The following is a 23625-nucleotide window of genomic DNA, read 5'->3' on the forward strand; positions in this document are numbered from 1 at the left end:
CCTTTTGTGAAAAATAAGCCATTATTTACAACCGTTCCAAACAAAAAAGTTAAGTTTTGGCAACAATTTGGCAGCACAATCTAACGCAAAAGTGTTAAGCAAAAAATAATGTATATTACAATATGAAAGAAGACCTAACTGATTTTCTTTTCCAAACTGGAGAGGAATTTCGGTGAGGTCTTCTTTTTATCTATCCGTCACTTGTATGGTCTGTTGCCATTGGAAAAGGAATTAAAGCAGACCACTTTTTTTCATTTCTTCTGATAGTGCATCCTGGAGTTCTGCATCCAAATCAGTAGAAATGGCATTTCTTACAAAGCCGGTTGTCGGTTCAATATTAGGGTAGTTATATCTCCAATTGTCATACTCATCCTGTGAGAGTTCACCCTGTTTTAACTTGGAATATTGGGTAAGCTAGGCGAAGAGCATAGGTGTTATCTGGTCATAAGCCTGATGATCCTCGTCTAGAGTTATACATGGTGTTAAAAGAGCTTAATGTGAAAATGTATAGTTCGGAATTGTATGATAATTATATGAACGTTGTGGATGCGACGGATAAGAAGCTTGTTGAGGAACAGAATGTGAATTATTACAACAATGAAAAACATTGGAATAGGAGTGGGTAAGAAGAATTATTGAAAAGATGGACAGGTATTTTATTGACTAATAATATCTGTCCTTTACGCTTTACATATATTTGATAAATTGAAAAAATCAATTTCAAATTGAAGTAAACTAGATTTGATGATATAATGAAAAAGAAATGATAAATAGTTGTAATGATACGAAAGGGATAATAATGGCAATCAGATACAACAAATTATGGAAGAAATTAATAGATGAAAATATGATGAAAGTTGACCTTAGAGATCAGGCAGGAATTACAACAAATGCACTGGCGAAACTAGGGAAGAATGAACATGTAAGTACACAAGTTTTGGAAAAAGTATGTAAAGTATTGCATTGTGAGATACAGGATATCATGGAATTTGTTCCAGACGAGGAAAGGGAAGAAAAGTAATATGGCTAAGAAGAAAACAACTGAAAAGGCATTGAACATAGATAATATTTTATTTAATTGTAGAGATTATTTGCGTGCGGCACGTAATTCCGGCTCATTCTTTGAAAAAAGAGATATGATGCTTACGCTAGTGTTCTTGAGGTTTATCGGCGAAAAGTATGAGGATGGAATTGAAAATCTAAAACAGACACTTAAAGAGCAGGGATTAGATCCGGAAGATGAGAACATTAGAGCAGCATTCTTTGATGATGCTACTTTTGCAGATGGTACATATAATTTACCACCAGAAGCAAGATGGTCGACTATTATCAGTACACCGGCACCACAGCTTAATGTTGCACTAGATACAGCTTTGCAAAGGCTTGAGGAAGAAGATCCACAGTTGAAAGGCTGTTTTGTTAAAGGAACATTTACAGCACGCAATTTAGCAGCTAATGATATAAAGAAAATTGTTGATGAAGTGAACAAAATCAGTCATAAGACATTTGGAGAGGAAAAAGACCTTATTGGTCGTGTATACGAATACTTTCTTAAGGAGTTCGCAGTAAATGCTACAAAGGAGGAAGGAGAATTTTATACACCTCATGACGTAGTTCAACTTATTGCAACGATGATTGAGCCTTATGATGGCACCTTATATGATCCTTGCTGTGGTTCAGGAGGAATGTTTATTCAGAGTGCTGAACTTGTAAAGTCAAAGCAGGGAAACTTAAATGGTATCAATGTATATGGTCAGGAAAAAGAACCGGCTACATATCGCCTTGCGAAAATGAATTTGGCTTTGCGTGGAATAAGCCATAATCTAGGAGAAGAAGCAGATTCATCATTTACACATGATTTACACAAGGGATTGCACTTTAACTATATTATGGCAAATCCACCTTTTAATCTGAAAGGCTGGTATAATGACAATTTGAAAAATGACGGTCGTTGGTCTGACTATCAAACACCACCTGAAAGTAACGCAAATTATGCCTGGATTTTGCATATACTTTCACATTTGAAGAAAACTGATGGAGTAGCGGGATTCCTTCTTGCGAATGGTGCATTGAATGATAGCGATACATTGGAAATACGTAAGGAACTGATTCAGAATGATAAAATTGAGGCTATCGTTGTTCTGCCAAGAGAATTGTTTATTACTACAGATATCAGTGTTACTCTGTGGATTCTGAATCAGAATAAAAAAGGCGGAAAATACCATGGAAGAAATCTCCGAAACCGCGAGCATGAGATACTCTTTATGGATTTACGCCAATGGACAGAAAATGCTGTTAAGGGTGAGAGCAAAAAGAAAGTTCGGTTGGATACAGAACAAATTGAGAAGGCAGCAGATATTTATCACACATGGCAATGTGAGGGAACTGATGGAGCAGCCTATGAGATGCCAGAACTTTACCGTAGTGTGTGCATTAATGAAATTGAAAGTAAAGGTTGGGCACTTACACCAAGCAAATATATTGAGTTTATTGACCATGATTTAGATATTGATTATGAAAAGGAAATGGTTCGTATTCAATCTGAAATGCAAGAGGTTATGAAACAAGAAAAGAAATCCCAGCAGATGAGATTGACTCGTATTCAAATGCTGCAAGAGTCTTTTTATCAACTCAAAGAAGATCTTTTTATGAGCAGATGGTTATTGAACAAAATTCAATAAAAGAGCTACTGCTCTATATGTATAAGAATAAGCGAGAGTCTGGTGCTTTTAGATTACTGAATGATATGGAATCTTTGGAAATGGATGATGCACTAGTAAATGATTATTTAGCTGATTTATGTGAGGGAAAAGTCAATAATTGGTTGATAGATTATGTAGACGAGCTGTATGAAGAAATGGAAGACATAAAGAAAAGAAAAGAGCGTAAGGAATTATTGGCATTGATTGGAAATAGATCGGTTTTGTTTGATTTTGATGATTTTGAAGATGATGAAAATGAATCATACCACAGGAATATGTTTGAAAGCGACGATATTGAGGGAGGAGAGAATTTGTAGTTGCAAAAAATGAAAATTAACTTGTCATTCAGGTATCATCAAGTTATAATATTCCCATGGCAACAGTTTGGCAACAACCATTCAGTAGGTCAAAATAAATAGTGTAATTGATATATAAATATGCCCCATACTCGACCGAAACTTAAATAAAATAAGTTAAGTGATGTTTGGGTCATAAAGAGTTTGAATAATTGCAATTATTTTTTCGCACTGCCTTTTGACATTTAATTGCAGGGAGAACTTCGCCTGGAAGAACAGTGTGAATGGTATCGCGCAATGTTTGAGGCCTGTAAGAAACGACCATGGCTTCGTGGCTTTGCTTTATGGGAGTGGGCACCAAAGCTGCCTTCTGCTTCCGAGGCATGGAAGGACGACAGCTATGAAATATGTGAGAAACCGGTGCAGGTGATAATAAAGAGATTCTATGAGCATGAGGCAGGAACCTCATTAATGTAATATTTGTAAAGGAAAAAGAACAGTCTGTTTTGATGGGATTAATTTCTGTTATGACAGACTGTTTTTTCTATTCCATTATCAATAATTGATTTGCGGAAAAACATCGAAATATATGTGTCGTGAGGAGAAGTTTATGCTGTATATAATACTATTAGCTGAGTTATATGGGCATATGTCAAAAACATTATTGACATATGTCTTTTATAGAACTATTATATAAGAAAAGTAAGAAAGGAGCAGTTTATGCCGAGACCCGTAAAATGCAGAAAAGTTTGCCATTTCCCCAATGTTTTAGAATTCTTTCCGGCAGATGATACTGAGAAAAAACACCTATTGTTCTGACGGTAGATGAATATGAAACCATCCGTCTTTTGGACAAGAAAGGTTATAGTCAGGAGCAGTGCGCAGCATCTATGCAAGTCGCAAGAACAACCGTTCAACGAATTTATGAGATTGCCAGGAAGAAAATAGCAGATGCACTCATTGATGGATATCCGCTTAAAATTGAAGGTGGAGATTTCAAAATCTGTGATGGTCAGAGCAGTAATTGTGGACTTGGAGGATGTTACAAACAGGAAATTTACCAAAAATATGCAGCGGAAAAAGGAGAAGGTATCATGAGAATAGCAGTAACGTATGAAAATGGACAGATTTTCCAGCACTTTGGACACACAGAGACATTTAAGATTTACGATGTAGAGGAAGGAAAAGTAGTACATTCAGAAGTAGTAGATACGAATGGAAGCGGACATGGCGCATTGGCAGGAGTTCTTAAAGCATTGAATGCAGATGTTTTGATCTGTGGCGGAATCGGAGGCGGCGCACAGACAGCGTTAGCGGCAGCCGGTATTAAGCTTTTCGGAGGAGTTTCCGGAGATGCGGATGAAGCAGTAGAAGCGTTTATCAATGAGACACTCGATTATAATCCGGATGTTAAGTGTTCTCATCACGAGCACAGCCACGGGGAAGGACATACATGTGGCGAACATGGATGTGGAAGCCATAGCTGTCATTAAGAAAAATAGCAAAAAATAATAATACAAAAGAATGTGTCAAGGTAATGGAGAAAGGCAACTGTTGACTTTTGCTTTTTAGCGTACTAAAATCGAGAGTGTAGAAAAACAAAGACGTTTTGCAGTCATTATTGCAAAGCGTCTTTTTATTTTATCAGCAGTGATAAAGAGTGTGCGGTAAACAGATAATACAGAAAAGGAAGAATGCTTTATGAAAGAATTGTTATTTTTGCTTGTATTGTTTGTTTCTAATGTTATTCAGGCTATCACAGGGTTTGCCGGTACGGTATTGGCGATGCCGCCTTCCGTTTATTTGCTTGGGCTGGATCATGCAAAGGTGGTCCTGAATGTTATGGCCTGGCTGTCCGGACTGATGATCGCAGTGACCGGATATCGACATATAAACTGGAAAGAATTGCTTAAGATGTCTGCGGTCATGTTGGTTGGAATGTTTGCAGGGATACAGATCTGCCGGATCGTGAAATCTGAAAATATTCTTCTGACAATATATGGAATCATAATCGTCGTAGTTGCATTAAAGAATCTGTGCATTCATACAGAGAAAAAACTTCCGGATCTCATTTTGTGGATAGTTCTGATCCTGGCAGGGATAATTCATGGTATGTTTGTATCAGGAGGGGCTTTACTTGTGATCTATGCAACACAGGTACTGAAAGAAAAAGAAGAATTTCGTGCGACAGTGGCCCCTGTATGGGTGGTGCTGAATTTTTTCTGATGGTTACCCAGTTCAGGAGCGGCCTGGTTGGAACGGCAGATATTCGACTGATCTGTATCAGTATCCTGCCATTACTTATAGCTACATGGTTAGGTAAAAAGCTGGTATGTAAAGTATCTCAGAAGGTATTTCTGAATCTGACTTATATACTGCTTCTGATATCTGGAGTATCTTTGATCGTCTGATGCAGTTGATCACAGGAAGCTGCGGTGGAGAAAGGTGTATAAATATGGCAGTAACATTGCGTGAGATCATAAAACAGGTACAGCATCTGGAGATGAAGCTGGTAGCAGGTGAGACAGGACTGGATCATGAAGTGTCATGGACGCATATGGTAGACAGCGACACGATTTCTGCATTTCTGCAGGGACAGGAGCTTACTTTTACAACTGGATTAGGATTGAATGAAAATCTGACTCTTCTTCGTCTGGTAAAGGAAGTATGGCGAAACAAAGCCAGTGGGATCGTGATCAATACAGGGCCTTATATCAGTGAGATCGGACAGGATGTTATTGATTTTGCAAATGAAAAGGGATTCCCGGTATTTGAAGTACCGTGGAGGGTTCGAATGGCTGAAATCATGCGGATCATATGTTTTGCAATAACAAAAGAGCAGCAGAACGCAATTGAGGTTGCGACGGCACTGAACAATGCCTTTTTATGTCCGTCCCAGGAAGAATTGTATGTTTCGGCACTGATGAGAAAAGGGTATTTTACAGACAGTGCATATACGGTTGTGAATGTGTGTGTTCTGGAAGACAATGATCGTGTAACAGGAACAAGGCTAGAGCAGATTTTATCTAAACTGAGCAGTCATATCCGCTGTAATTATAATGGGATTTTGTGTTGTGCCCAGGATAAGCAGATTCTTCTGGTTTTGTGTGATTATTCTGATGAAGCATGCAGAAAAACTACAGAGAGGATTTTTCAGATACTATGCAGGATGGTATGTCAGAAGGAACAGATTTTTGTAAGTGTAAGTAAGCAGATTTCCGGGATCAGGCAGATTTATAAGAGCTATCAGTTTGCGGAAAAAATGTCTGATCTATTATGTGTCTGTCAGGTTCCGGGCGAGCAAAGCACAGATGGCGGAAAGATTATTTTTTACAAAGATCTTGGGATTTACAGGGTACTGCTCACACTTACAGATAAGGAAGCAATAAAAGAATATCTGGCAGATACAGTAGCTCCATTGTATGAATATGATGAGATGAACCACTCAGATCTGGTCAGAGTACTTCAGTGCTACCTGGCTAACGACTGCAGTGTCAAAAGTGCGTCACAGGAATTGATCGTACATCGAAATACAATTAATTATAAGCTTGGAAAGGCTGCTGAGATACTTGGAAAAAATCTTTCTGATTTTGATGTGCGTTTTCAGCTGAGGCTGGGTTTCCTGTTATATCAGATGAATGAAATGTAAAAGGAAAATGCGGCAGCAGAATAATAACGATTGTGCTGCAGCACAAAAATAATTGGATAGATGTCTATTGCAGACAGCCAGTGTCGAGAGTAATATATGACTCAGATAAGACAAAGGCGTCTGGTTCACAAATGAATGTGGGCCGGGCGCTTTTCTTATTCTACAACAAATAATAAGTTTGTTTACCGCAAAAATGAACAATATTTAAAACTGAATTACAGATAAAGAGGAGGAAGTTATTATGAGTTTAACAGGAAAAGAAGTAGCACAGATGCACAAAGATTATGTGATGCAGTCATGGGCAAGATCAGGAGCAGATACTTTGCCGGTAGAAAGAGCCGAGGGAATTTATTTTTACGATTATGATGGAAAAAAATATGCAGATATGGCTTCACTTCTGGTGTGTTCCAACCTCGGACATGAGCTTCCGGAGATCGTTGAAGCGATCAAGGAACAGGCTGATAAGATGTGCTTCATGGCACCGGCATATGCATCCGAGCCTAAGAGCATGCTGGCAAAAATGCTTGTAGAAGCAGCAGGAGCAGATACATACAAGAGAGTTTTCTTCACAAATGGTGGAGCAGAATCCAATGAGAATGCTATAAAAATGGCACGTATGGTAACCGGAAGAACCAAGATCTTTTCCTGCTACAGAAGCTATCATGGAGCTACACTTGGAGCATCCAATGCTTCCGGTGACTGGAGAAGATATGCAGCAGAGATCGGTGGTGCAAATGGATTCGTACACTTTATGAACCCTCAGATGTATCGTGACGGATATACAAAAGGAGTTGATGATGCAGAGGTAACGAAAAAATATCTGGATGCGCTGGATCTGCAGCTCAGATATGAAGGCCCCGGAAATGTGGCAGCAATCCTGATGGAGTCTATAGTAGGTGCAAACGGTGTCATTCTTCCTCCAGACGGATATATGGAAGGTGTTCGTGCACTTTGTGACAAATATGGAATCCTTTTGATCTGTGATGAGGTTATGGCAGGATTTTACCGTACAGGAAAAATGTTTGCATTTATGAATTTCGACATGAAACCGGATATCATTACATTTGCAAAAGGTGTTACCTGTGGTTATGTACAGCTGGGCGGATGTATTGTAAGTAAAAAGGTTGCGGAGTATTTTGAGGAAAATGTTCTTCAGTGCGGACTTACTTACAGTGGACATACACTTGCATGTGCGGCTGGTGTAGCAGCAATGAAATATTATAAAGAACACGACATCGAGGGCCATGTAGCTGAGATGCACGAGATCGTTGCTCCGTTTATGGATGAGATGGTAAAGAAGCATAAATGTATTGGTGAAGCAAGATGTATCGGTTTGTTCGGTGCACTTGAAGTAGTCAAGAATAAAGAAACCAGAGAACCGATGCAGGAATACGGCGTACCCGGACCGGTAATGCCGTGGATATTTGCAGAATTAAAGAAACGTGGCTTTGCAACCTTCGGACGTGAGAACTTTATTGAAATCTGTCCGCCACTGATCATCACGAAAGAGGAGCTGGAAGAGTATCTCCCGATCCTTGATGAAGTGCTTACAATGGTCGATGAAAAATTTTGTGACTGATAAAGCAGGAGGTAGCCTATGAACTGGGATTATCTACAGCCGGTAAAAATTCATTTCGGCAAAGGCAGAGTAAAAGAAATCAAAGAAATAGCCAGAGAGCTTGGCTGCGAAAGAGGCCTTCTGGTGGCAGGACCGTTTTTCTTTAAAAGCGGTCTTGCCGAAAAGGTCATAAAAGAGTCAGAAGGAATGATCGTTGCTTCTTTTGGAGATGTTTCTCCAAACCCGGACGTTGTAGAGGTAGATGCCTGTGCGGAAGTGATCCGGCAGAAAAATATCGGATTTGTGGTAGCATTGGGTGGAGGCAGTCCCATGGATTGTGCCAAAGCAGCTGCCAGTGTAGCTCTGACTTCGGATTCCATCCGTAAGTATCATGGAACCGGAGTAGCAATGCCGGAGAAACATCTTCCACTGATCGCAGTTCCTACGACTGCAGGAACAGGAAGTGAAGTGACCTGTGTATCAGTTCTTTCGGATCATGCAAATGGAAAAAAGCGCCGATCGTATCAGAGGGATTTTATCCGGCAGCAGCTATCATTGATCCGGAACTTACTTATACAATGCCACCGCAGGTTACGGCAGGAACAGGAATTGATGTTCTTTCCCATGCGATCGAAGGCTATTGGAGCAAAGGTCATCAGCCGATCTGTGATGTACTTGCGATGCATGCAGCAGAACTGGTATTTAAATATGTTTACAGAGCATACAGGAAGCCCGATGATGAGGAAGCAAGGGAGAAAATGTGCGAAGCATCTTTGATCGCAGGATTGGCGTTTACTTTACCGAAAACCACTTCGTCTCATGCGTGTTCATTTCCATTGACCAATATTTATCACATCCCGCATGGCGAGGCGTGTGGCCTGACCCTGGATTATTTTATAAGAATCAATGCAAAAGGCGAAGGTGGTGAACGTGTAGAGGAATTTGCCAGAAGGATTGGATTCAAAGATGCAGAAGAGATGGCGGATGCAGTTCTTGAATTAAAGAAAAAATGGGATTGCGGTGTGATCTGAAGGATCTGGAGCTTGATGATGATCAGATTGCGGAGCTGGTTCACATCAGCAGACACCCGAACCTTTATAACAATCCGGTAGAGATCACAGACGAGATGCTGGATGAGATGTATCGATATCTGGCCGGAAAGTGAAAGATTTTGATTGAATATTGAAAAAATAATGATAATATAGAGAGAGACGATGGAGTCCGGATACTTTGGTATCTGGGCTCTTTTTGTATTTATGGATGGGAGATGAAGGATTATGAAACTGATCACAGCAATCGTAAGACCTGAGAAAGTGATGGACGTCATCAAAGCACTGGAGCAGGAAGGATATTTTGCTTTTTCAAAATGGGCAATTTCAGGAAGAGGTAAGGAAAAAGGAATTCAGGTAGGGGATGTCCTTTATCAGGAAATGGCAAAAAATATGCTGTATATTACTGTTGGGGACAAAGAAAAAGATGAGGTTGTAGATATTATCATTAACAGTGCAAAGAGTGGGCAGTATGGACATTATGGTGATGGAAAAATTTTTGTTTCCGATATCAGTGAGGCATATACGATCAGTGAAGAAACCAGAGAAGATGATGATGAATGATATGATTGATGAAGCAGGAGGATATATATGGGTGAAAGAAATAAAAGAACAAAATTAAAAAATCCATGGGACCTGGTTCGATCTGGGCAGTTGCAGTCGGTTCCATCATTGGATGGGGATGTTTTATACAGGGTGGTCTCTGGACAGAACGTGCAGGTGGACCGCTCCCGCTGTTTCTGGGATTTCTGGCAGGCGGTCTTTTAATGATCGTGGTAGGCTACAGCTATTCTTATATGATCGCAAAATTCCCGGTAGCGGGTGGTGAATTTGCCTATGCATATAAAGGCTTTGGAAGAACTGCTTCGTACATATGCGGATGGATGCTGTCGCTTGGATATCTGTCTATTGTAGCTTTGAATGCAACGGCACTTCCGGTATTGGCATCCTATATTTTTCCTGGAGTCTTTAACAGAGGTTACCTGTATACAATTGCAGGATATGATGTATATATGGGTGAAGTCGGATTATCCCTGTTTTTTATCATACTTTTCGGGATCATGAATTACAAAGGTGCGAAATCTGTAGGAAATCTTCAGCTTGCGATGGTCCTTATCATGTGTGCAGCGGTTGTTGTATCAGTCATTGGTGTGATCGCAACAGGACATTTTGATGCTTCAAACTTGCAGCCGGCATACGGAGCCGAAGGCAAGTCTCTTGGAAGCGGTTTTGTATCTATCCTGGCATTGGCTCCGTTCCTTTATGTAGGATTTGACTGTATTCCACAGGCGGCAGAAGAATATGATTTTCCACCACAGAAGTGCAAAATGCTGATCATTTCAGCATTGATCGTAGGTGCTTTGATCTATGGTGCAATGGCACTGGTGACAGATTGTGTTGTTCCCTGGCAGCAGGTTCTGACTATGACAGATGGGAATGGAACTCTTGTAAAATGGCATACAGGTGCAGTTCTTGATCTTGCAATGGGAAAAGTTGGTGTGTGCTTTGTGGCACTGGCAGTGTGTATGGGGATTTTTACCGGTATGAACGGATTCTTTATGACATCCAGCCGTCTTTTATTTGGTATGGCAAGAGCAAAAATGCTTCCGTCAGCTTTTGAAAAGGTTCATCCGGAGCATAAAACTCCGTCCATATGTGTTGGGTTTACCATGATCATCTGCTGTATCTGCCCATTTTTCGGCAGAGAAGTGATCGGCTGGGTTGTAGATATGTGTTCCGTAGGTACTGCGTTCGGATATTTCTTTACCTGTGCAGGTGCTTATATTCTTCTGAAAAAATATGGCGATGATACAGATACAAATAAAATCCATCCGGCAGTAGCAATGGGCGGCTGCGTGATCTCTGTTGTAATATTGCTGCTCCTGATCGTGCCCGGTTCTCCAGCATTCATGGCTCCACAGTCCTTTGCAGCACTGATCGTGTGGGTGTTGATGGGAGTTACCTTCTATTTTGTTTCAAAGAAAAATTTTGCGAAAGTCACTAAGAGGGAAATGGATTATCTGATTCTTGGAAATGTGCAGGTAGTTCGAGGACTGAGAAAAGGAAAAGATCAGGGAAGAGTTGTACAGGGAAATATTGTGGCTGATCAGAGTAATAAATCTTAAAAGGTAATAAAACGGCTGCAGGCCTATAATACTTTCAGGGTAACAGAAAAACTTCCATTCAAAAAATGGGAGTTTTTCTGTTACCGGAGTATCATATTTGAAAGGTGTGATTTATAAAGTATCTTGACAGAGGTACCGATCCTGTTATACTATTAAAACTGATAAAGGGGAGTAACCTACGTTTGGAAATCTGCGTTTGCAGTGTCGTCAGTACGGTGGAAACATCCGGCGCTGCAGGGAAATGGTGAGACTTTTATTGCATTTTTTGTTGTGCAATAAGGGTTTCTTTTTTTATATCCTTTTATCAAAAAAATCCTTTATTGCATAAAAAAATTACAGTTGGTGAATATTTGCAAAAAAGGAGGCAAAGGTAATGAAAGAAATTTATCAGCAGACAGCAGAAGAAGTTCTCGAGCGTGTGGAAAGCAGGGAATCAGGGCTTACCGATGAACAGGTCAGACGGTCCAGAGAGAAGTGCGGATGGAATGAGCTTGCAGAAGGAAAGAAAAAAGTATTTTGCAGATCTTCTTTGAACAGTATAAGGATTTTCTGGTGCTAATCCTGATCGCATCGGCAGTGATATCCGGTATGCTTGGAGATGTGGAAAGTGCAGCAGTTATCGTGATCGTTATTACGATCAATGCGATTTTGGGAACTGTGCAGACAGTAAAGGCTGAGCAGTCCCTGCAGAGCTTAAAGAAGCTTTCCGGACCGGAGGCAAAGGTATTACGTGATGGTGTGGTGGTACAGCTCCCGGCAAGAGAACTGGTTGTAGGAGATGTGATCCTTCTTGAAGCAGGTGATATGATCCCGGCCGATGGAAGATTGATTGAAAATGCAAGCCTTAAGGTCGATGAAAGTGCCCTTACCGGAGAAAGTCTTGCGGTTGAAAAGAGTATGGACACTATTTTGGAGGAAGCACCGCTTGGTGATCGGACAAATATGCTGTTTTCCGGAAGCTTTGTCACATATGGGCGTGGCAGAGCGGTTGTAACGAATGTAGGAATGCAGACAGAGGTTGGAAAGATTGCGGGACTTCTGAAATCGACTTCGGAAAAACAGACGCCACTTCAGGCGAATCTGGATGATTTTGGAAAGAAGCTTTCCATTCTGATCCTGATATTTTGCGGAATTCTGTTTGCGATCAGTGTATTCCGCGGTGAGAAGATCAGCAGTGCATTTATGTTTGCAGTAGCACTTGCAGTCGCAGCGATTCCGGAAGCTTTAAGCTCCATCGTGACGATCGTCCTTTCTTTCGGAACACAGAAGATGGCAAAGGAGCACGCGATCATTCGTAAGCTTCAGGCTGTGGAAGGTCTTGGAAGCGTATCTGTTATCTGTTCGGATAAGACCGGAACACTCACACAGAATAAAATGACAGTAGAAGATTATTATATTGATGGAAAAAGAATCACAGCAGATGCAATTGATGTAACAGATCCGGCGCAGAGATGTCTTTTGGACTACAGCATTTTATGTAATGATTCAACAAATGAAAATGGAGTGGAGATCGGAGATCCGACGGAAACGGCATTGATCAATCTGGGCAGCCGGTACGGAATCGAGGCTGCTGGTGTAAGAAAGCTTTATCCAAGGGAAGGAGAACTTCCCTTTGACAGTGACCGTAAGATGATGTCAACACTTCACAGAATTGATGATGAAAACCGGATGATCGTAAAAGGTGCGGTTGACCGGCTTCTGGAGCTGACAGACAGGATCTGGACAAAGGACGGAGTTCGGGAAATCACAGAAGCAGATAAAGAAAAGATCCGGCGCCAGAATCAGGAATTTTCAATGGAAGGGTTACGGGTACTGGCATTTACCTATCGTGAAATTCCGGAGAAGCATGTATTGACGACAGAAGATGAGAACCATCTGGTATTTCTTGGCCTGATCGCTATGATGGATCCGCCGAGGGAAGAATCAAAGGCTGCAGTTGCAGAATGTATAAAAGCGGGGATTCGGCCGGTCATGATCACGGGAGATCATAAGATCACAGCAGCGGCAATCGCAAAAAGGATCGGGATCCTACATGATCTGTCAGAGGCCTGCGAAGGTGCTGATATTGAAAATATGAGTGATGAGCAGCTGAAGGAGTTTGTCCCGAATATTTCTGTGTATGCAAGAGTGTCACCGGAGCACAAGATCCGTATTGTCCGTGCATGGCAGGAGAAGGGGATGATCGTGGCAATGACCGGAGACGGTGTGAATGATGCTCCGGCATTGAAGCAGGCAGATATTGGTGTTGCAATGGGAGTGACCGGAACCGAGGTCGCAAAGGATGCCGCAGCAATGGTGCTTACAGATGATAATTTTGCAACAATTGTAAAAGCAGTGGAAAACGGACGAAATTTATATCAGAATATCAAGTATGCGATCCAGTTTCTTCTGTCCGGAAACTTTGGTGCGATCCTGGCAGTTCTTTGTGCATCCCTTGCAGGACTTCCGGTTCCTTTTGCACCGGTACATCTGCTGTTTATCAATCTTTTGACAGACAGTCTTCCGGCGATCGCGTTAGGCGTGGAGCCGCACAGCAGTGAGGTGATGAATGAGAAACCAAGATCAGCAGACGAGTCAATACTGACAAAGGATTTTCTTGGTAAAATCGGTCTGGAAGGACTGGTGATCGGTATGATGACGATGATAGGATTTTTGACAGGATATCATCAGAATGGTGCACTGCTTGGCAGTACTTATGCCTTCGGAACACTTTGTCTGGCACGTCTGTTCCATGGATTCAACTGCAAATCGGATCATCCGGTTATCTTTACAAAACGTTTCTTTAATAATAAATGGCTTCAGGGAGCATTTGTACTTGGGGCAGTACTCATTACCGCTGTACTGACGGTTCCAGGATTTCATCTCCTGTTTAAAGTAGAGACGTTGGATCTGATGCAGCTTGGCTGTGTATATCTGTATGCGTTTGCAAGTCTTCCGATCATTCAGCTGCTTAAATGGATACGCATGAAATTAAGAAAAAGAGGAGAATGATAGTGGATATAAGTAAAATATCTGTAAAAAAAATCCGAGAGCTTATTGTGTTTACAGCATTTCTTGTGGTCGCCCTGTGGAAGTTTGATGTGGTGCTCGATGTGCTGAAAGCAATATGGGGGATCGCATTTCCTTTTGTACTTGGCGGAGCGATCGCATTTGTGACCAACGTGCCAATGAGCTTTTTGGAAAAGAAAATTTTTGGAAGGGTAAAAAAGAAAATAAGATAGGTGCAAAACTGGCAAGACCGATAAGTCTGTTCCTTACGATCGTATTTGCGGTTGGCGTGATCGTACTGGTGATGTTTGGTGTGATCCCGCAGCTTACGCGGACAATGGGAACTCTGATGATGAGTATCGCTGATTTTATTCCGCAGATGCAAAGCTGGATCCGGGAATTCTCCCATAATAACCAGGAAATCATGAAGCTGGTAGATCAGGTACAGTTTAATCCGGATCAGGCGATCAAGTGGGGGATAAGCCTTCTTGGAAACGGTGCAGGAAATATGATGAATACCACAATGTCAGCAGTGGGTTCCATAGTCAGTGGATTGGCAACCTTTTTTATTGCTTTTTCATTTGCCTGCTATGTCCTTTTTCAGAAGGAGAAGCTGCATGTGCAGATCCGAAAAGTATTTTTTGCCTTTCTCCCAAAGAAAAAGGCAGATGCTTTTCTTAAAGTCTGTTCTCTGACTTATCGGACATTTGCAAATTTTCTTGCAGGTCAGTGTCTGGAAGCTGTGATCCTCGGCTGTATGTTTGTTGTGATACTGAGTATTTTGAGGATTCCATATGCACTTTTGATCGGAGTTTTGATTGCGTTTACCGCATTGATTCCGATTTTCGGGGCCTTCATCGGGTGTGCGGTGGGAAGCTTTTTGATCTTTATGGTAAATCCGAAACAGGCAATTTTATTTATTATAGTATTTCTGGTGCTGCAGCAGATCGAGGGAAATCTGATCTATCCTCATGTTGTGGGTGAATCCGTAGGACTCCCGTCGATCTGGGTTCTTGCAGCAGTTACGATCGGCGGAAACCTTATGGGAATTGTAGGTATGCTTGTTTTCATTCCGCTGCTTTCCGTGTTCTATACTATCTTTCGGGAATTCGTATATCTGCGCCTGAAGAAAAAGCATATCAAACAGGTGACAAAGACAGAAATAGAGGAATATACGGCGGAGGAAATTGTAAATAGTGACATATCAGAGGGGAAATGATATGATGGACTTGTATTGGGATAGTTAAGAAAAATCTTATATTTAAGTGGGGGAGTTACTATGTGGTTTGTGTTTGCCTTGCTGTCTGCTGTATTTGCGGCGCTGACCTCCATACTGGCCAAGATAGGTATTGTCGGTGTTAATTCGAATCTTGCAACAGCGATTCGAACGATGGTGGTGCTGGTTATGGCGTGGGGAATGGTTTTCCTCACAAATACCCAGGGCGGGATCGCAGCGATCAGCAAAAAAAGCTGGCTGTTTCTGATCCTTTCAGGTCTGGCAACGGGTGCTTCGTGGTTATGCTATTATCGTGCTCTGCAGATAGGCGATGCATCCAAGGTTGTGCCGATAGACAAGCTGAGTGTTGTGATCACACTGGTACTGGCATTTGTTTTTTTGCATGAGAAATTCACAGCAAAATCGATGATGGGATGTATTTTGATCGGTGTGGGAACATTATTGATGGTTTTGTAAAAAGGCATAAGAAAACTATATACAAAAGGAGAGTGTTATGAAAACACGAAAGAAAATTTCAGCAAAGCTGCTGGCGATCATGCTTATTGCTGCATTGCTGCTTCCTCTTGCATGGAATGTCCCGGTGGAAGCAGCCGAGGCAAAACAGATCGATGTTTTGTTCAGCCATGATACACATTCGCATTTGAACAGCTTTTCAACCATCGTAGATGGAGAGCAAAAAGAAGTTGGCGGATTTGCAAGGATCAAAACTCTGATCGATGAAAAGAAGCAGGAAGATCCGGACACCCTGGTGCTGGATGGCGGCGATTTTTCCATGGGAACCCTGATTCAGACCGTATACGAAACGGAGGCGGCAGAGCTTCGGATGCTGGGATATCTGGGGTATGATGTGACGACTCTGGGGAATCATGAATATGATTATCGTTCAAAGGGACTGGCAAATATGCTGGAGGCTGCGAAGGCTTCCGGTGAGACAGTGCCGGCACTGGTAGTGTGCAACGTGGACTGGGACAACATGGAGCAGGATGGATTAAGCGATGGTCAGAAGCAGATCCGGTCGGCATTTGAAGCCTACGGTGTGAAGGATTATGTAGTAGTTCAAAAAGGAGATGTAAAGGCTGCAGTAGTCGGTGTGTTCGGTAAGGATGCCCTGGAATGTGCACCGACCTGTGAATTAAAGTTCAAGGATCCGGTTGAGGCCGTAAAACAGACGGTAGAAGAGATCCGAAAAAATGAAAAAGTGGATATGATCGCTTGTGTGTCCCATGGAGGAACCTGGGAGGATGAGAACAAATCGGAGGATGAGATCCTTGCAAAAGAGGTGCCGGATATCGACTTGATCATCAGCGGACATACGCACACAGAGCTGAAAGAGGCAATTCAGCATGGGAACACATATATCGTATCCTGCGGCGAATACGGAAGAAATCTGGGATCACTTTCCATGACACAGAAACAGGACGGACGGTGGGAGCTGACATCCTATGAGCTGATCCCTGTTTCTGAGGATGTAAAACCGGACCAGGCGACACAGGAACAGATCGATGCCCTGATGGATACGGTGGATAAGAATTATCTTGCCGATTTCGGCTATACAAGGGAAGAGGTTCTTGCTGAAAATGATGTTGAATTCAACAGTCTGGAAGAAATGGGCACGAAGCACGAAGAGTTGAATCTTGGTGATATCATGTCCGATGCATACATATATGCAGTGGAGAATTCCGAGTATTATGATGGTGATCCGGTTGATGTAGCCGTTGTTCCAAGCGGAACCGTGCGGGATACATACACAAAGGGCGATATCACAGTAGAGGATGTTTTTAATTCCTTTTCACTGGGAATCGGAAAGGACGGTGTTGCCGGATATCCGCTGATCAGTGCATACCTGACCGGAAAAGAGCTGAAGCTGGCAGCGGAGGTGGACGCTTCTGTATCGGATTTTATGACAACGGCAAGGTTATATTGCAGTGGATTGAATTTTGCATACAATCCACATCGGATGATCCTGAATAAGGTGACAGATTGTTATCTCACCAGGGCAGACGGAGAGCGGATCGAGATCCAGGATGACAAGCTGTATCATGTTGTGACAGATCTGTATACCGGCCAGATGCTTGGTTCTGTGATGAAAATGTCCTATGGACTGCTGTCTCTTGAACCGAAGGACAGGGATGGGAATCCTATTGAAAATCTGGAAGATCAGGCGATCATGGAGGATGACAGGGAATTAAAGGCCTGGGATGCGATCGCAAGATATATGCAGTCCTTTGAGGATACAGACGGCGACGGAATTGCCAATGTGCCGGAATATTATGAGACGACACATGGACGTAAGGTTGTGGAGAACAGCAGAAATATCATTGATCTGGTGAAGCAGCCGAATAAGTTTTCGGCAATGATCGCAGGTATTTGTCTGATCTTTATCGTGATCATTGTGCTTGTGGTATTTCTGATCCGAAGGATGATCCGCAGGATCAAAGTCAGAAAAGGAAAGAGAAATTCAAAATAAATATACGGCTGAGAAGAAAGCTGTCGCTTTAGCGGTTGATAGATCGCAAAGCGGCAGCTTTTATTTGTGGCAGATATATAAATGGTGAAAGAAGATATTTTATAGTTGACAAATAGAGAACAATGCCATACAATCGTTCTAAATAGAACGAAAAGATATGGAGGAAGGCTATGTTTTTCTGGGATCAGCATAAAACGATAACAAGCTGTTATGAAAAAGTCACAGGGAGTGTATGTGAGAAATATCAGCTGACGCATATGGAATATGATATCCTTATGTTTTTACACAACAATCCACAGCATAATACTGCGGCTGAGATCGTTAAAGTCCGTAAGTCGACGAAATCCCACGTGTCCTCTTCTCTGAAAAATCTGGAGAGCAGAGGTCTGATCGAAAGGATCCAGAGTGCGGACAATAAGAAGCATATCGAGATCGTTTTATTAAATAAGGCAGACCGGATTATTGAAGATGGAATAAAAGCACAGAAGGAATTTGCAAAAATCGCTTTGGACGGCCTGACAGTGGAAGAGAAGCGTATTTGTAAAGAGGTGTTTCATAAGATCTGCGAAAATGCGGATAAATATATGAGGTGAGATGATGAAAAAGAGATTTCATGTAAAGAAAAGGACTCTTTTGCTGATCGCGGGTATTGTATGGCTGATTACCGGATTTAATGTTGCCAGACTTGGGATATTATCATACCGGGTGATCGATCGGAAGTGGTATCTGTATCTGTTTTCGGTCGTTGTATTTTTTATGTTTGGCATGATGTTTTATAAGATGAGCAAAAAGCATACAAAAAGGATCCTGGGATATGAGAGCCACCGTCCGTTCTGGCATTTTTTTGATCTGAAAGCATATCTGATCATGACATGTATGATGAGCGGAGGAATTGGTTTCAGGGCAGCGGGAATATTCCCTGATATCTTCGTTGCTTTTTTCTATTCCGGTCTCGGCTGTGCACTGGCCCTGGCGGGGGTGGTATTTACCAGAAATTATTTTTGTTATAAACAATTGATCGTAAAGGAGCAGGAAGCATGAGAGAAAATAGTAAGAAAAACATGCCGGACATAATGGAGGCAATATTTGACGCAGGATATTTGATATTCGATCTGATCGCAGGAATTCTTTTCTTTGTATTTTCGAAGGGTAATCCTTTGTTTATCCTTTACGGAGTACTGACATTGACACTTTGTGGCGGAGATGCTTTCCATCTGGTGCCAAGGATCATCAGAGCTGTCCATGGAAGCAGCGAGAGGATCAGGAAACAGCTGGGAATCGGATTACAGGTATCCTCGATCACGATGACTGTATTTTATATTATTTTACTGTATGTATGGAAGCTTACCTTCCCGGAGCTGAATGCACCGGCAGCAGTGGAAGCAATGATCTGGATCTCTGCGATCATCAGGATCGTGGTATGCTTCCTTCCTCAGAATAACTGGTGTACAGATGATGGAAATATGAAATTATCCATCCTGAGAAATGCAGTTTTTGCAGTTACCGGTATCGGTGTGATCATTCTGTATGCGATCTCCGGAAATGCGAATGGGTATCACATGACAAGAATGGTTGCTGCGATCATCATTTCCTTTGGATGCTATCTTCCGGTAACCTTATTCAGCAAAACAAAGCCCAAGGTCGGATTACTGATGATCCCAAAGACCTGTGCATATATGTGGATCATTGCAATGGGACTTCATCTTCTGTTTTAGGACAGCAAGCATTAAGTAACCGCCTGACTATGGATCAGACATTGGATGTCCGCAGCGTATTTTGGTACGTCTGCGGACATCTTTTTTTGAGATGAATTGCAATTTTTTTGTAAAATTGTAGAATGAAAGAGCTTATGAAAAAGAGTCATGAAAGAGAGAATCAGGAAATGAATGATAAAATCGCAGTCTGTCTTGGAAAAGGCGGACAGAGAGATATGGCGGAAGCCTTTTGCAGGAGGACCGGAGCGCAGCTTCAGGATAAGCCGGGAGATTTTCTGACGGTGCGGTTTGATTCCAGGGGCGTTTCGCTGTCCGGTTTCGGGCTGACCTATCAGGGGGATTTTGTGGAGACGATGCTTCACAGAGTTACCAGAGGCAGACTTCAGCATGAGATGCTGGTGAAGGCGGTGAAGTCAGATAAGGAGGGAAGGAAGGCCATCGATGCTACGGCAGGAATGGGTGAGGATGCCTTTCTTCTGGCAGCCCAGGGCTATGAGGTGACGCTGTACGAGCAGAATCCGGTGATCGCAGCCCTTCTTAAAGATGCCATTCGCCGTGCCAAGAAAAATATGAATCTGAAAGATATTGCCGGTCGTATGAAGGTGATCGAGGGAAACAGTGTAGAAGGTATGTCAAAGCTTCTTGATCCTGTAGACGTGATTTATCTGGATCCCATGTTTCCGGCAAGACAGAAATCCAGCCTGATCAACAAGAAACTTCAATTGATCCAGAAGCTGGAACCACCGTGTTCCGGGGAAAAGGATCTTTTTGATGCAGCTATCAGAGCAAATCCGGATAAGATCATCGTCAAGCGTCCGCTGAAAAGTGAATGTCTTGCCGGCCGGGAGCCGTCTTATACATTGAAGGGGAAGGCAATACGATATGACTGCTATGTATTATAAAGTCAGACACTATCAATACAAAAATCGAATCGGAAATCTTAAGGCTGAAGCTGTAGGCGTGGTAAGCGGGGAAAAACATTTCCCCATATTTCCTGGAAATATGATTTTCAAGCCACTGACGAAATCCAAACCATTTTCCACGCCACTGTATGCTTATGCAGAGGTGTTCTGGTCAACGATCATTAATGAATATTTTATGCCTGCGCCCAGGTATGAACTGGCCATCTGTGAAGGGTATGAGGCAGTAAATGAAAAATATCTTGACTACGGAACGGCAGTACCCATGGCCTATAAAGAAGGGGAATACCTTTTGAATCTCCTGGAGTTTTTCAGGAAATATCCGGATGAAAAGGTAGATATAGATAATTATGTAAACTATTGCCAGATGTTTTATGATTATAGAGACATTTTTGAAGCTGATTTTTTGCAGGAGCATCAGGAAATGGCGGAACAGCTTGCCATGCAGGTACTGATCTCTGTCCTGAAGGGAGACCAGAATTATCATTATGAAAATGTAGCATTTCTCTGTGATAAAGATGGCGGGATCATAAGTCTTGCACCTATGATCGATCATGAATTTTCTACGTATTTTATGTTTCCGGACGATGTTTCCCGTCATGTATACTGGCTGATGGAATTAAGCAAATCCATCCGCGGATGGGAAGTCCGGCCTGGGGAATATGATAATTTCAAAGATCCGGAAGAACGGAAACTAATGGAAAAAAGTGCCACCTGTATTCATAAAAATCTCCTCTATATAAAAGAACATTATCCGCAGACAACGGAAGAATTTCTGGATAAAGCAGAAAAACTGAAAACAGCATTGACGGAAGCTTCAGAGGATTTTCTGATCCGGGGAAATACGGAATATCCGGACTGTGCGGATTCCAGTGCCTGGCTGATCGGAAAAGCCCGATACAAGGATAAAGATGAAGAGAAAGCCAGCGCTTATGAGGCGGAATTATACGGAAAGGGGAAAAAGCTTGATTTCCGGGACGTAAGTATCAGTGCAATAAATGAAATAAAAGCTGTGATCAGTCAGATGGAAGAAGTTTTGAGAAAGAGAGAATAAACAAATGGAACAAACAAAAACAATATTAAAAAAACCTGGGTGGTGGCAGCGCTTGCCTGCGTCTGCTGTCTTCTCTGGGGGAGTGCGATCCCGCTGATCAAGACAGGATACCGTCTGATGCAGATGGATTCTGCAGATACGGCAAGTCAGATCGTTTTTGCAGGTGTGCGTTTTGCACTGGCAGGAATCCTTGTACTGATCTTTGCATCTTTGCGTGAGCGCAAGGTTCTGCTTCCGGATCGAACTGTTCTGAAATATGCGGTGCCGGTATGTATGGCTCAGACGGTATGTCAGTATTTCTTCTTTTATATAGGTGTGGCACATACCTCCGGTGTAAAAGGCGCTATTATCACAGGTCTTGGGAATTTTATTGCGATCCTGCTGTCCTGCCTTGTTTTTCACAAGGAAAAAATGACCGGGCGAAAGATGCTCGGCTGTATCCTCGGTTTTGCCGGCGTGGTCGTGATCAATCTCATGGGAAATTCTCTGGATGCAGGTTTTAGGCTCACAGGAGAAGGATTTATTCTGATCGCGCAGTTTTCTTACGGAATGTCCACGGTGCTGATCAATATTTTTTCCAGAAAGGTATCTCCGGTGGTACTCAGCGGAACGCAGTTTACCATGGGCGGGATCATTCTGTTCCTGATCGGAAAAGGGATGGGAGGACATTTCGGAGTGGTAAATGCCGCCGGTATTGGGATCATCTTTTATCTGGCAATGGTGTCTGCAGTGGCCTATACACTGTGGTCAGTGCTGCTTGCCTGGAATGATGTATCCAGGGTAGCGATCTTTGGCTTTGTAAATCCTTTGTTCAGTGTGATCCTGTCTGCACTGGTTCTGGGAGAGGTACGTCAGGCATTTAATATGGGAAGTCTCATCGCACTGTTTCTTGTCTGTGTGGGAATTTATGTGGTAAATCAAAAAAATCTTCATAAGTGGTATTGCAGTTATTGTTCCCAGGCAATATTTTTTGAAACGTGTTGCTGAGAACGGAGTGAACAGTAACGGTCGCAGAATGAACAGTAACGATGCCGGAGTTTTGAAATTGATTTCAATACGGCATTGTGTTAAAATAGCTCCATAAAAAGTGTGAACATAAAAATCCATGCCGGAATAACTGCAGGATCCGGAAGCAGATCCTGCACCGGACAGTAAGGAGGAAAAATATGGAATTTCAGAAACTGATCGAAGAGAGAAGGACCATCCGTAAATACAGCCCGGAGAGCAGGATCACAAAAGAAGATCTTCTTGCAGTGATCCGGGCCGCTCAGGAAGCACCCAGCTGGAAAAACTCCCAGACCGGAAGATATTACTGTGTAATGTCCGAAGAGATGGTGGAGAAGGTCAGCAGAGAATGTCTGCCGGAAATGAACCAGGCAAAAGCAGAGAATGCCTCCCTGATCGTTACAACCTTTGTACATAACCATGCCGGATTTCAGAAAGACGGAACACCGGATAATGAGCTTGGAAACGGCTGGGGCTGCTATGATCTGGGACTTCAGAACGAGAATCTGATCCTGAAGGCAAAGGAGCTTGGATATGGAACCCTGATCATGGGACTTCGTGCCGGAGACAAGCTCCGTGAGATCCTTTCCATTCCGGAAACAGAAACGGTAATGGCAGTGATCGCCATCGGAAAAGCAGCCGAAGAGCCTGCAAGACCGAAACGTAAAGATGTGGAAGATATTGTGAGATTTTATTAAATAATAGAAGAAATGCCCGGTACATATCAAAATGTTCGGGCATTTTTTAATGGAAATTAAAGAGCAAAATGGTCTGAAAAGGATTGCCTGGAGGAGTGAATTCTGTTATCCTGTAAGAAAACAGCTGTGACAACATGGAAGGGTTTTGAAAAGCAGAGTTT

22 protein-coding genes and 3 pseudogenes are annotated in these 23625 nt (G+C 42.4%); all 25 read left to right on the top strand.

All coding sequences use genetic code 11. The features are described from left to right. The first annotated feature begins 799 nt into the window (after positions 1-799). The 25 genes and pseudogenes from CK1_RS06515 to CK1_RS06625 all read left to right on the top strand — a co-directional run bounded on the left by CK1_RS06515 (position 800) and on the right by CK1_RS06625 (position 23464). Positions 800-1021, top strand: a complete 222-nt coding sequence (locus CK1_RS06515) for a helix-turn-helix domain-containing protein (protein WP_015525478.1) — start codon at positions 800-802, stop codon at positions 1019-1021. Position 1022: 1 nt separating this feature from the next. After that, positions 1023-2681 (top strand): class I SAM-dependent DNA methyltransferase, encoded by a 1659-nt coding sequence (locus tag CK1_RS06520; RefSeq protein ID WP_015525479.1) that lies wholly within the window; start codon positions 1023-1025, stop codon positions 2679-2681. 17 nt (positions 2682-2698) lie between these two features. Next, entirely contained in the window at positions 2699-3019 is a 321-nt protein-coding gene (locus CK1_RS06525) for a hypothetical protein (RefSeq protein ID WP_306288814.1), read from the top strand. Positions 3020-3247: 228 nt separating this feature from the next. Further along, positions 3248-3475, top strand: a complete 228-nt coding sequence (locus CK1_RS06530) for a glycoside hydrolase family 113 (protein WP_306288815.1) — start codon at positions 3248-3250, stop codon at positions 3473-3475. 243 nt (positions 3476-3718) lie between these two features. Continuing rightward, a pseudogene (locus CK1_RS06535) lies at positions 3719-4491 on the top strand (NifB/NifX family molybdenum-iron cluster-binding protein). A 208-nt stretch (positions 4492-4699) separates the two neighbouring features. After that, complete coding sequence (locus tag CK1_RS06540) at positions 4700-5224, top strand: sulfite exporter TauE/SafE family protein (protein WP_015525483.1); 525 nt, start codon at positions 4700-4702, stop codon at positions 5222-5224. A gap of 229 nt (positions 5225-5453) precedes the next feature. Then, positions 5454-6647: a PucR family transcriptional regulator gene (locus CK1_RS06545; protein ID WP_182433985.1), complete on the top strand. Its 1194-nt coding sequence runs from the start codon at positions 5454-5456 to the stop codon at positions 6645-6647. A 241-nt stretch (positions 6648-6888) separates the two neighbouring features. Then, entirely contained in the window at positions 6889-8226 is a 1338-nt protein-coding gene (locus CK1_RS06550) for an aminotransferase class III-fold pyridoxal phosphate-dependent enzyme (RefSeq protein WP_015525486.1), read from the top strand. 18 nt (positions 8227-8244) lie between these two features. Then, positions 8245-8682: pseudogene (locus tag CK1_RS18795) on the top strand (iron-containing alcohol dehydrogenase); the annotation flags it as partial. 101 nt (positions 8683-8783) lie between these two features. After that, positions 8784-9236, top strand: coding sequence for a dehydroquinate synthase/iron-containing alcohol dehydrogenase family protein (locus tag CK1_RS18800; protein ID WP_502685093.1), 453 nt, complete (start codon positions 8784-8786; stop codon positions 9234-9236). Beyond that, the gene (locus tag CK1_RS06560) at positions 9221-9370 is read left to right on the top strand and encodes a hypothetical protein (protein ID WP_306288816.1); all 150 of its coding nucleotides are present in this window, start codon (positions 9221-9223) and stop codon (positions 9368-9370) included. Before CK1_RS18800 ends, CK1_RS06560 begins: the two co-directional genes overlap by 16 nt. A 112-nt stretch (positions 9371-9482) precedes the next feature. After that, positions 9483-9818 carry a P-II family nitrogen regulator gene (locus tag CK1_RS06565; protein ID WP_015525489.1) on the top strand — a complete coding sequence of 112 codons (336 nt, stop codon included), beginning with the start codon at positions 9483-9485 and terminating at the stop codon, positions 9816-9818. Positions 9819-9883: 65 nt separating this feature from the next. Next, complete coding sequence (locus CK1_RS06570) at positions 9884-11380, top strand: APC family permease (protein WP_015525490.1); 1497 nt, start codon at positions 9884-9886, stop codon at positions 11378-11380. Between the two features lie 373 nt (positions 11381-11753). Continuing rightward, positions 11754-14371 (top strand): annotated as a pseudogene (locus CK1_RS06575) (cation-translocating P-type ATPase). Positions 14372-14373: 2 nt separating this feature from the next. Further along, positions 14374-14601, top strand: a complete 228-nt coding sequence (locus tag CK1_RS18070; RefSeq protein ID WP_353611130.1) for a hypothetical protein — start codon at positions 14374-14376, stop codon at positions 14599-14601. 56 nt (positions 14602-14657) lie between these two features. Beyond that, entirely contained in the window at positions 14658-15587 is a 930-nt protein-coding gene (locus CK1_RS06580) for an AI-2E family transporter (protein WP_353611131.1), read from the top strand. 60 nt (positions 15588-15647) lie between these two features. Beyond that, positions 15648-16061 carry an EamA family transporter gene (locus tag CK1_RS06585; protein WP_015525494.1) on the top strand — a complete coding sequence of 138 codons (414 nt, stop codon included), beginning with the start codon at positions 15648-15650 and terminating at the stop codon, positions 16059-16061. 37 nt (positions 16062-16098) lie between these two features. Beyond that, complete coding sequence (locus tag CK1_RS06590; RefSeq protein ID WP_015525495.1) at positions 16099-18072, top strand: bifunctional metallophosphatase/5'-nucleotidase; 1974 nt, start codon at positions 16099-16101, stop codon at positions 18070-18072. Positions 18073-18242: 170 nt separating this feature from the next. Continuing rightward, positions 18243-18665, top strand: a complete 423-nt coding sequence (locus CK1_RS06595; RefSeq protein ID WP_015525496.1) for a MarR family winged helix-turn-helix transcriptional regulator — start codon at positions 18243-18245, stop codon at positions 18663-18665. A 1-nt stretch (position 18666) separates the two neighbouring features. Beyond that, on the top strand, positions 18667-19113 hold the full coding sequence (locus CK1_RS06600) for a hypothetical protein (protein ID WP_502685094.1): 447 nt from the start codon (positions 18667-18669) through the stop codon (positions 19111-19113). Beyond that, positions 19110-19787 (top strand): hypothetical protein, encoded by a 678-nt coding sequence (locus CK1_RS06605; protein ID WP_015525498.1) that lies wholly within the window; start codon positions 19110-19112, stop codon positions 19785-19787. The genes CK1_RS06600 and CK1_RS06605 overlap by 4 nt, the downstream gene beginning before the upstream one ends. Before the next feature lie 167 nt (positions 19788-19954). Continuing rightward, complete coding sequence (locus CK1_RS06610) at positions 19955-20689, top strand: class I SAM-dependent methyltransferase (RefSeq protein WP_173741110.1); 735 nt, start codon at positions 19955-19957, stop codon at positions 20687-20689. Continuing rightward, complete coding sequence (locus tag CK1_RS06615; RefSeq protein ID WP_015525500.1) at positions 20670-21761, top strand: hypothetical protein; 1092 nt, start codon at positions 20670-20672, stop codon at positions 21759-21761. The genes CK1_RS06610 and CK1_RS06615 overlap by 20 nt, the downstream gene beginning before the upstream one ends. Positions 21762-21803: 42 nt before the next feature. Beyond that, positions 21804-22748, top strand: coding sequence for a DMT family transporter (locus CK1_RS06620; RefSeq protein ID WP_306288817.1), 945 nt, complete (start codon positions 21804-21806; stop codon positions 22746-22748). 179 nt (positions 22749-22927) lie between these two features. After that, positions 22928-23464, top strand: a complete 537-nt coding sequence (locus CK1_RS06625) for a nitroreductase family protein (protein ID WP_015525501.1) — start codon at positions 22928-22930, stop codon at positions 23462-23464. Positions 23465-23625 lie beyond the last annotated feature (161 nt).

Origin of the sequence: Ruminococcus sp. SR1/5, assembly GCF_000209835.1 — a bacterium.
GTDB classification, from domain to species: Bacteria; Bacillota; Clostridia; order Lachnospirales; family Lachnospiraceae; genus Blautia_A; species Blautia_A fusiformis.